The organism is Streptomyces plumbidurans, from assembly GCF_019857225.1.
Classification (GTDB): domain Bacteria; phylum Actinomycetota; class Actinomycetes; order Streptomycetales; family Streptomycetaceae; genus Streptomyces; species Streptomyces plumbidurans.
On record NZ_JAFJSY010000139.1, the window covers coordinates 1 to 9,621 of the forward strand.

The following is a 9,621-nucleotide window of genomic DNA, read 5'->3' on the forward strand; positions in this document are numbered from 1 at the left end:
GATCGCCTTCGGCGACATGCCCAACGACATCCCGATGTTCGCCTGGGCGTCCCACGGCGTGGCCATGGCCAACGCCCATGAGGAGCTGAGGGCGGTGGCCGACGAGGTGACGTCCTCCAACGAAGAGGACGGGATCGCGGCGGTGCTGGAAAGACTGCTGCCGTAGCCACGCCGACCCGTGCTGCAGTGTCGGCAGGGGTCGGCGCGGCTACGGCGACGAGGGTGGGCGGCCCACGCGAGAGCGACATCGCGTGCTCGAAGCGGCCGCCCCGGGCAGGTGCACGCAAGGGGACTCGACAGTGGCGTAACTACACCGGAGTCCCCCGCGAACCGCCCTGACGGGAGCGGGGCGGACTGTCGTGCATGGACATCGCCCGGCTCCTCTCCCCGTCCGCGACGCCGGCGCTCACCGGCGTCCTCCACACAACAATGGTGCCTTTGCACCGAGTTGACCGCCACCGAATAAATCGGCCGTACGGTACGGCGGGTCAGCGCCGCCACTTGCGTCGCCGTGCCCTGCTGAAGAACCATCCCGCGGGCGGCTCGTCGGAGCGCCAGGGCTGCGGCTCCGGCGCCTGTTCGCGCCAACGCGCGGCGAGCATGCGGGCGCGGGCGGACGGCTCGGAGGTGTCGGCGTCCCGTACGAAGTCCTCGTCCAGGACCAGGTCGTCCCAGTCGTCCGCCATCCCCGCTCCTCTCACTCCTCGCCGGCGAGCGTCAGCGACCGCAGCTTCTGCCCGGCGTACCAGGTGGCCAGGACGGTCACCGCGATCAGCAGCACCGTCGCCGTGGTCAGTCCGACGTCCGAGGTCACCAGGTCACCACCGGCGACCTTGTGGGCGACGGCCAGCGACCACTGCTGGACGCTCAGCGTGCGCGCACCGGGCACCAGGGAGCCGAACAGGGCCTCCCAGACCAGCGCGTAGACGAGACCGAAGACCACCGCGTGCCGGGACACCGTGCCCAGCAGCAGGAACAGAGCCGCGTACGCGATGGACGAGACGAGGGCGGCGACCGTGTAGGCGACGGCGATCTGCTGGCCGTTGCCGTTCAGGATGAACCCGGCGATCAGGGTCGGCAGGGCCGAGAACACCATCGTCACCGCGATCGCCACGATCAGCTTGGTGAAGATGATCGTCGGCCGCTTCAGCGGCTTGGACAGCAGATACACCACCGAGCCGTCGTCGATCTCCGGACCGATCGCGCCCGTACCGGCGATGACGCCGATGATCGGCACCATCGTGGCCAGCGCGAGCCCGCCGAGCAGGTCCGAGGCCGTCTGGTCGTCGGCGCCGGCCAGGCCCCGCACGACGACGGAGATCGCGATCAGCAGCAGGGGCAGCGCCCCGAGGATGAGGGCCCGGCGACGGCCGAGCAGGGCCCGGTAGGTGAGCCGGGCGACTGTGGGGTCGTACATCGTGGGCCTCCTACGCCGCGACCAGATACGAGAACACGGACTCGAGGGACTCGTCGGACGGCGAGACCGTGAGCAGCCGGATGCCGTTGTCCCTGGCCACCTTCGGCAACAGGGCCGTGAAGCGGCCGAAGTCGACGGCCTGGACGCGCAACGCGCCCTCGGCGAGGTCGACCTCGATGCCGGACGTCGACGAATCGGCGATCAGCGCGGCCGCGAGCGCGCGGTCGTCGCTGGAACGCACCAGGTAGCGGTGCGGCCGGTCGGTCATCAGGCGGCGGATCTTGCGGAAGTCACCGCTGGCCGCGTGCCGGCCGGCGACCACGACCTCGATGTGCCAGGCCAGCTGCTCGACCTCCTCGAGGATGTGGGACGAGAACAGCACCGTGCGGCCCTCGTCGCCCATGCGCCGCAGCAGGTCCATCAGCTGCATGCGCTGGCGCGGGTCCATGCCGTTGAAGGGCTCGTCCAGCAGGAGCAGCGAGGGGTCGTGCACCAGGGCGGACGCCATCTTCACGCGCTGGCGCATGCCCTTGGAGTACGTGGAGATCTTGCGGTCCTGCGCGTACTCCATCTCGACCGTGGCCAGCGCCTTCTGCGCCGCCTTCGCGCCCAGGCCGTGCAACTCGGCGTTGGCGACGACGAATTCACGCCCGGTGAGGAAGTCGTACATCGCCTCGCGCTCGGGGACGACGCCGATGTGCCGGTAGATGTCCTCGTTGCGCCACACCTGCTGCCCGTCGAGGGTGACGGTGCCGGTGGAGGGGGCCAGGAAGCCACCCATCATGTTGATGAGGGTGGACTTTCCGGCGCCGTTGGGGCCGAGCAGGCCCGTGACGCCGGGGCCGACGGTCATGGTGATGTCGTTGACGGCGACCACGTTGCCGAACCAGCGGGAGACGTGGTCGATGCTGAGCGTTGTCACAGTCCGACCTTTCGGTAGCGGCGCAGCAGAAGGCCGTAGCAGGCGGCGATGAGGCCGAGCAGGACGAGGACGTAGACCACGCCCTGGCCGTTGCTGGGGCCGACCTCACCGGGGAAGGCCGAACTCGCGCCGAGGAACGCGGACTGAACCCCGTCGATGAGCGTGACCGGGGAGAACAGGCCGATCCAGGGGATGGCGCCCGAGCTGCCCTGCGCGTCCGCGATGGCCTGGAGCGTGGAGACCGCGCCGTAGGAGATCGTCATGACGGCGATGACGGCCGCGATGCCGAAGCCGCGGCGCGGGGTCACCGAGGCGATGACCAGGCCGATCCCGGCGAAGAGCAGGGAGAGCAGCGCCACGGAGACGAGCCCCTGCCCGAACCCCTTGGTCTGGTCGGCGAAGTCGAGCTTGGCCAGCAGCGCGCCGACGTAGAGCACGACGAGTGGTGCCGCGGTCAGGATGAACATCGCGGAGGCCAGCGCCGCGTACTTCGCCCGCACGTAGTCGGCGGTCTCGATCGGCCGCGAGAAGTACAGCGGCACGGTCTTGAAGCGCAGGTCGCGCGAGACGGACTGGGGCGCCTGCGAGGCGACGTACAGGCTGATGACGGCCTGCATGATGATCGCGTAGCGCGTGTAGTCGACCGGCAGGTCCTTCAGCTTCGTGGCGACCGCGACGGCCACCATGATGAGCGCGGGCACGCACATCACCACGAACAGCAGCATCGGCAGCACCTTGGACTTCACCGAGCGGCCGAGGCCGTAGGCGCCGCGCAGGGACTGCGAGTACAGCGAGCGGGTGGCGTAGGAGCGGCCGAGTCGGGGGCCGTCGTAGTTGCGGTAGCCGATGTTGTGGATACGGGTCTGGTCACCCGGCGTCGCGGCTGCCGGCTGCAGGGGCTGCTCAACCGCCATGGACGGCCGCCTCCTTCGTCATGTCCTGCTCGTCGGCGTCCGAGTGGAAGACCTCCGAGATGTGGTGCCTGCGCTGCTCCATGCGCACCAGGCCGAGGCCGAGGTCGGCGACGACGTCGCGCACCAGGTCGTAGGTCTCCTCGCCCTGTGCGGTGAGCAGCAGGATGTGCCCGGCGCCCGGCAGGCCGTTCGTGCCGTCCAGAACCTCCACCCCGCGCGCGTGGAGCGCCTCGCGCACCACGCGCGTGCCGTCCGGGTGTGCGTCGCTGTCGGTGACCTCGATCGCGAGCGTCGTCGTGGTCTGCGTGAAGTCCGTGGTGGAGCTGGACCGCAGCAGCTTGCCGCCGTCGATGATCACCACGTGGTCGCAGGTGCGCTCCAGCTCGCCCAGCAGGTGCGAGGTGACCAGGACCGAGATGCCGAAGTCCGTGTGGATACGGCGGATGAGGCCGAGCATCTCGTCACGGCCGACCGGGTCGAGGCCGTTGGTCGGCTCGTCCAGGAAGACCAGCTGAGGGTCGTGGACGAGGGCCTGCGCGAGCTTGACGCGCTGCTTCATACCGGTCGAGTAGCCGCCGATGGGGCGATAGCGCTCCTCGTACAGACCGACGTGGCGCAGCGTGTCCGCGGTGCGCTCGCGCGCGGCCGTGGGCGGCAGGCCCGACATGCGCGCCATGTGGACGACGAACTCGGTGGCCGAGACGTCGGGCGGCAGGCAGTCGTGCTCCGGCATGTAGCCGACGCGTTCGCGGATGGCGGCGCCCTTGGTCGCGACGTCGAGGCCGAGCACTTCGGCACGGCCCTCGGAGGCGGGGGACAGACCCAGGAGGATCTTGATCAACGTGGACTTGCCGGCTCCGTTCGCTCCGACGAGACCGGTCACACCGGGCCCGACGTCGACGGACAGCCGGTCAAGCGCGGTCACCCGGGGGAACCGCTTGCTCAGGCTTTCGGTCGCGATCACAGTCACGTCGTCGACGATAGTGAGCTGCACCACGCCGGTCGTCAGACCGCAGAGCTGGATCGGCCTCAGACTCCAGATGTACGGGTCCTTAGGGGTGCCCCCTACTTGAGAGTTACGGAGCGTTGTCCACAGCCCCGGACGACGGCTTTGTCCACAGCCCGGACCCCTCTCTTGACGCCGCCTCCGACCACTGTCACATTCGCTGATGTCACATACGGCGCCGAGCAAAGGACTCGAAGTGACATTGCTGAAGGGTGCGCGGGAGCGCCAGGTGCACACCGGCGGCGTCGAGCTGTGCGTGGCCGAACTGGGCGACGCCGCGCGGCCGACGCTGGTCCTCGTCCACGGCTATCCGGACAGCAAGGAGGTCTGGTCCGAGGTCGCCGCCCGCCTCGCCGACCGCTTCCACGTCGTCCTCTACGACGTCCGGGGCCACGGCCGCTCGACGGCGCCGAAGCCACTGCGCGGAGGCTTCACCCTGGAGAAGCTGACCGACGACTTCCTGGCCGTGATCGACGCGGTCAGTCCGGGCCGGCCGGTGCACGTGGTGGGACACGACTGGGGCTCGGTGCAGTCCTGGGAGTTCGCCACCGTCAAGCGCACCGAGGGCCGCATCGCCTCCTTCACCTCCATGTCCGGGCCGTCCCTCGACCACTTCGGCCACTGGATCGACCGGCGCCTGAAGAGGCCCACCCCGCGCCGGGTCGGCCAGCTCCTCGGCCAGGGCGCCAAGTCCTGGTACGTGTATCTGCTGCACACCCCCGTGCTGCCCGAACTGGCCTGGCGCGGCCCCCTCGGCAAACTCTGGCCGGGCATCCTGCGACGCGCGGAGAAGCTCCCCGCCGACGGCTACCCCACCCCCTCGCTGCCCACGGACGCCGCGCGCGGCGCATGGCTGTACCGCGACAACGTCCGCGCCCGGCTGCGCAGGCCCCGCACGGACGCCCACGCGCACGCGCCCGTGCAGCTCATCACGCCCCTGGGGGACGCGTTCCTGTCGGAGAAGCTCTACGACGACCTGGAGCAGTGGGTTCCGCAGCTGACCCGCCGCACCCTGCCGGCCAAGCACTGGATCCCGCGCTCGCGCCCCGACCAACTGGCCTCCTGGATCACCGATTTCGTGACCTCCGTCGAGGACGGCAGGTCGCAGGCGGTGCAGCCCACCGGCAAGTACACCGACCGCTTCGGCGGGCAGCTCGTCCTGGTCACCGGCGCGGGCAGCGGCATCGGGCGGGCCACGGCGTGCGCCTTCGCCGGGGCGGGCGCACGCGTGGTGGCCGTCGACCGCGACGCCGAGGCCGCCGCCCGCACCGCCGAGCTGTCCCGCCGGCTCGGCGCCCCCGAGGCCTGGGCGGAGACGGCCGACGTCTCCGACGAGCAGGCCATGGAGAAGCTCGCCGACAAGGTCGCCGCCGAGTACGGCGTGGTGGACGTTCTGGTGAACAACGCCGGGATCGGCCTGGGTGGCTCCTTCTTCGACACCACCCCCGAGGACTGGAAGAAGGTCCTCGACGTCAATCTGTGGGGCGTCATCCACGGCTGCCGCCTGTTCGGGAAGCAGATGGCCGAGCGCGGACAGGGCGGCCACATCGTCAACACCGCCTCCGCGGCCGCCTATCAGCCCTCCCGCGCGCTGCCCGCCTACAGCACCTCCAAGGCGGCCGTGCTGATGCTCAGCGAGTGCCTGCGCGCGGAGCTGGCGGGACGGGGGATAGGCGTCAGCGCGATCTGCCCCGGCTTCGTCAACACCAACATCACCTCCACCGCGCGTTTCGCGGGCGTGGACGCCGACGAGGAGAAGCGCCGCCAGAAGCGGGCCGCCCGCCTCTACGGCCTCAGGAACTACCCGCCGGAGAAGGTCGCCGACGCGATCCTGCGCGCGGTCGTGCGCAACGAAGCTGTCGTCCCGGTCACCGCGGAGGCCCGCGGCACCCGCCTCCTCTCCCGCTTCGCCCCGCGCGCACTGCGGGCGATCGCACGACTGGAGCCACCGCTGTGACGCGCCGGCGCGGGGCGGGGGCCGCCCGCCGACAGGCGGCAACAGCTCGGACGAGCCCGGGGAGGAGGCGCCGAGCATGCAGACGCCGTACCGCATAGAGGACCTGGCGCACGTCAGCGGTGCCACGGTCCGCACCATCCGCGCCTACCAGGACCGCGGTCTGCTCCCCCGGCCCGAGCGCCGCGGCCGCGCCAACCTCTACTCCGACGCGCATCTGGCCCGCCTGCGCCAGATCGCCGAACTGCTGGACCGGGGCTACACCCTGGCCTCCATCAAGGAGCTCCTGGAGGCGTGGGACGCGGGACGCGGCCTGGGCGGGGTGCTCGGGCTGGTCGCCGAGGTCGACCGCCCGTGGACCGACGAGCAGGCGGTCCGCATCTCGCGCGCCGAACTGGACGAGCGGTTCGGCGGCCCGCCCGACGACGCGGCCGTCGCCGAGGCCGTCGAGCTCGGCGTACTGGAGCCCGACCCCGGCAACGAGGACTCCTTCCTCGTGCCGAGCCCCCAAGAGCTGGCCGTGGCAGCGGAGTTGCACGCGGCGGGCGTGCCGCTGTCCGCGATCTCCGGCCATCTGCGGGAGTTGAGGGTCCAGGTCGAGCACATCGCCACCCGTTTCCTGGAGTTCACCACCGAGCACGTCTTCGCCCGCTACCTCGACGCGACTCATCCGCCGACCGACGCGGACGCGGCGGAAGCGGCCTCTCTCGTACGACGCCTGCGACCGCTCGCCCAGCAGACGGTGGACGCGGAACTGGCGCGGGCGATGCGGCAGTTGGCGGTACGGCACCTGCGGCAGCAACTCGGCGGCGACCGATCCGCGCCGACGCGGGACATGTCACGCTCCGTGTCGCTGCCGGAGGAGACGATGCGGGCGGTGGAGAGGCTGGTTGGGGCGGAGCGGGCGGCGGAGTTCGTGGCGCTGGCGGCTGAACGAGAGGTGCGGGCACGGGCGTTGGACGCGCTCACGTCAAGGGGTGGACCCCCTGGCGATCTTGACGAAGGGGGCTGACATGTCGGGGAGTTGTCCACAGAAGGGCGAACTGGCCTGTGGATAACTACAGTTGGTTGTGGATCAAACCTGGAGCCCCAAAATAATCTGCGTGATCCGCGTCTCTCCCGTCATGCTGAGCGGATGGACGAAAGACGCACCGTGAAGGTGTCGAAGTACCTGTCGAAGCATCTGCGCCACCAGCCCGAACGGATCGGCCTGACGCTCGACGAGGCCGGCTGGGTCGAGATCGACGTGCTGATCGCGGCAGCCTCCGCCCACAACTTCCGCTTCACCCGCGAGGAGCTGGACCATGTGGTCGCGGCGAACGACAAGCAGCGCTTCGCCATCGACGGCGGCCGCATCCGCGCCAGCCAGGGCCACAGCGTCGAGGTCGACCTCGGGCTGCCCCCGGCAACCCCGCCCGCGTACCTCTACCACGGGACCGTGGCCCGCAACCTGGACGCGATCCGCGCCGAGGGACTGCGCCCCATGAACCGGCACGCCGTACACCTCTCGCCCGACCGCGAGACCGCGACCCGCGTCGGCGCCCGCCGCGGCCGCCCGGTGATCCTGGCGGTGGACGCCGGCGCTATGCACCGGGACGGACATGTCTTCCACGTCAGCGCGAACGGCGTGTGGCTGACGGAGGCGGTGCCGCCGCGCTACCTGCGCTTTCCCGAAGCACACTGACCTCCGCCGGGCGGCACCGCTCCACATCGCTCCGGCATGATCGAGGGCATGGACCACCTCCCCACCACCGAGGCCGCCGTCACCGCCCTGCGCGCCCTCGCCGACGAGTACGCGCGCGAGATCGAGGTCGACCATGACATCGGCGCCGACCGGACCTCCCGCCGCAGCGCCGCGGGCGTCGGCGTCACCGCCGACCCGGACGGCTCCCTCCCGCACGAGGCCCACGTCGAGTTCGGCGGCCTGCCCCGGGTGAGCGTCCGCCTCTACGCCGACGACGACGCACTGATCACCGTCGAGGGCGTCGAGTGCCCGGACGTCGACCGTGACGACGTGCCCGCGTTCGTCCGCTCCCTCTTCGACGACCGCGCCTTCGTGAAGAGCCGCCGCTTCCCGCCGGCCCGCTTCCTGATCGTGCCGCTGCCCCAGGACCGTACGCACAGGGAGTACGTGCGCCTGGTCGGCCTCGGCCCGTGGCTGAGCAGCCGCGTACGGTGACCCTTTCGTCCGTTGTCGGTACGGGCCCGTAGGCTCGGACGCATGAGTCTGCGTCTGAGCACCGTGATCCTCCCGTACCGCCGCTGGCACGAGGGCGGCCGTGCGGCATGGGAGCGGGCGGAGCAGCTCGGCTTCCACACCGCGTACACCTACGACCATCTGTCCTGGCGCGTCCCGTTCCGCGACGGACCCTGGTTCGGTGCCGTGCCGACCCTGACCGCCGCCGCGGCCGTAACCGAGCGGCTGCGCCTGGGCACCCTGGTGACCTCGCCGAACTTCCGGCACCCGGTGACCCTCGCCAAGGAGCTGATCTCCCTCGACGACATCTCCGGCGGGCGGATCACCCTCGGCATAGGGGCGGGCGGCACCGGTTTCGACGCCACCGCGCTCGGCCAGGAGCCGTGGGCCCCGCGCGAGCGCGCCAACCGCTTCGCGGAGTTCGTCCCGCTGCTGGACCGCCTGCTCACCCAGGATTCGGTCTCGTACGAGGGCGATTTCTACTCGGCGCACGAGGCGCGCAACATCCCCGGGTGTGTGCAGCGGCCCCGGCTGCCCTTCGCGGTCGCCGCCACCGGCCCGCGCGGGCTGGCGCTCGCCGCGCGCCACGGACAGGCCTGGGTGACCACCGGCGACCCCAAGCTGTACGAGAACGGCACTTCTGAACAATCGGTTCAAGCCATTCGCGCGCAGGCCGAGAAACTGGCCGACGCGTGTGCCGAGATCGGCCGGGACGCGTCCGCGATGGACAAGATCCTGCTCACCGGCTTCACCCCCGACCGGGCCCGTCCGCTGGACTCCCTCGACGCGTTCGTGGACTTCGCGGGCCGCCACCGGGAGCTGGGCTTCACCGAGATAGTGATCCACTGGCCCGTCCCGGAGACGGTCTTCGCCGCCGAGGAGAAGGTCTTCGAGCAGATCGTCATGGACGCCCCGGCGCAGCTGTCCTGAGCGGACGGGCCGGCTGAGCGGACGGGTCGGCGGGCAGATGGGCCGACAGGCTGACGGACGGGGTGCGGCGGTGCTGATGAGGACGGTAACCACTCAGATGTGCGGACTGCCGCACGGGCGTGCACGCATATGCGGGAGAATGACCCGGTGACCTCAGCGACCCGACAGCCCGAGACCCCGGCCCCCGCCGTCCAGCCCCGGCTCATAGCCACCGATCTCGACGGCACCCTCCTGCGGGACGACAAGTCGGTCTCCCCGCGGACCGTCGCCGCCCTCGCCGC

The 9,621-nt window shown here is 70.8% G+C and carries 12 protein-coding genes; 7 read left to right on the forward strand and 5 right to left on the reverse strand.

What is annotated here, in order from left to right; all coding sequences use genetic code 11:
• Positions 1-166, forward strand: a 166-nt coding sequence (locus JYK17_RS39550) for an HAD family hydrolase (protein WP_222812280.1), incomplete at its 5' end; no start/stop codon positions are given.
• A gap of 322 nt (positions 167-488) precedes the next feature.
• On the opposite strand, the gene JYK17_RS39555 is transcribed toward JYK17_RS39550, so the two are convergent.
• Genes JYK17_RS39555 through JYK17_RS39575 form a run of 5 tightly spaced genes read right to left on the reverse strand, consistent with a single transcriptional unit; the run spans position 489 to position 4,217 of the window.
• Positions 489-686 (reverse strand): SGM_3592 family protein, encoded by a 198-nt coding sequence (locus JYK17_RS39555; protein ID WP_108010322.1) that lies wholly within the window; start codon positions 684-686, stop codon positions 489-491.
• A gap of 11 nt (positions 687-697) precedes the next feature.
• Positions 698-1,417 carry an ABC transporter permease subunit gene (locus tag JYK17_RS39560; RefSeq protein WP_222812275.1) on the reverse strand — a complete coding sequence of 240 codons (720 nt, stop codon included), beginning with the start codon at positions 1,415-1,417 and terminating at the stop codon, positions 698-700.
• 10 nt (positions 1,418-1,427) lie between these two features.
• Positions 1,428-2,339, reverse strand: a complete 912-nt coding sequence (locus tag JYK17_RS39565; RefSeq protein ID WP_222812276.1) for an ABC transporter ATP-binding protein — start codon at positions 2,337-2,339, stop codon at positions 1,428-1,430.
• On the reverse strand, positions 2,336-3,253 hold the full coding sequence (locus JYK17_RS39570) for an ABC transporter permease subunit (RefSeq protein WP_108010328.1): 918 nt from the start codon (positions 3,251-3,253) through the stop codon (positions 2,336-2,338). Before JYK17_RS39570 ends, JYK17_RS39565 begins: the two co-directional genes overlap by 4 nt.
• The gene (locus JYK17_RS39575; RefSeq protein ID WP_108011080.1) at positions 3,243-4,217 is read right to left on the reverse strand and encodes an ABC transporter ATP-binding protein; all 975 of its coding nucleotides are present in this window, start codon (positions 4,215-4,217) and stop codon (positions 3,243-3,245) included. The genes JYK17_RS39570 and JYK17_RS39575 overlap by 11 nt, the downstream gene beginning before the upstream one ends.
• Positions 4,218-4,455: 238 nt before the next feature.
• Here JYK17_RS39575 and JYK17_RS39580 point away from each other — a divergent pair, with 238 nt between their 5' ends.
• From JYK17_RS39580 to JYK17_RS39605, 6 genes are all read left to right on the forward strand, one after another.
• The gene (locus tag JYK17_RS39580; RefSeq protein WP_222812277.1) at positions 4,456-6,216 is read left to right on the forward strand and encodes an SDR family oxidoreductase; all 1,761 of its coding nucleotides are present in this window, start codon (positions 4,456-4,458) and stop codon (positions 6,214-6,216) included.
• Positions 6,217-6,292: 76 nt separating this feature from the next.
• On the forward strand, positions 6,293-7,225 hold the full coding sequence (locus JYK17_RS39585; RefSeq protein ID WP_108010332.1) for a MerR family transcriptional regulator: 933 nt from the start codon (positions 6,293-6,295) through the stop codon (positions 7,223-7,225).
• Between the two features lie 123 nt (positions 7,226-7,348).
• Positions 7,349-7,897, forward strand: a complete 549-nt coding sequence (locus JYK17_RS39590; RefSeq protein ID WP_222812278.1) for an RNA 2'-phosphotransferase — start codon at positions 7,349-7,351, stop codon at positions 7,895-7,897.
• A 36-nt stretch (positions 7,898-7,933) separates the two neighbouring features.
• The gene (locus JYK17_RS39595; RefSeq protein WP_222812279.1) at positions 7,934-8,392 is read left to right on the forward strand and encodes a hypothetical protein; all 459 of its coding nucleotides are present in this window, start codon (positions 7,934-7,936) and stop codon (positions 8,390-8,392) included.
• A gap of 42 nt (positions 8,393-8,434) precedes the next feature.
• Positions 8,435-9,340, forward strand: coding sequence for an LLM class flavin-dependent oxidoreductase (locus JYK17_RS39600; RefSeq protein ID WP_128802385.1), 906 nt, complete (start codon positions 8,435-8,437; stop codon positions 9,338-9,340).
• Positions 9,341-9,469: 129 nt separating this feature from the next.
• A partial coding sequence (locus tag JYK17_RS39605) for an HAD family hydrolase (protein ID WP_222812281.1) occupies positions 9,470-9,621 on the forward strand: 152 nt, incomplete at its 3' end.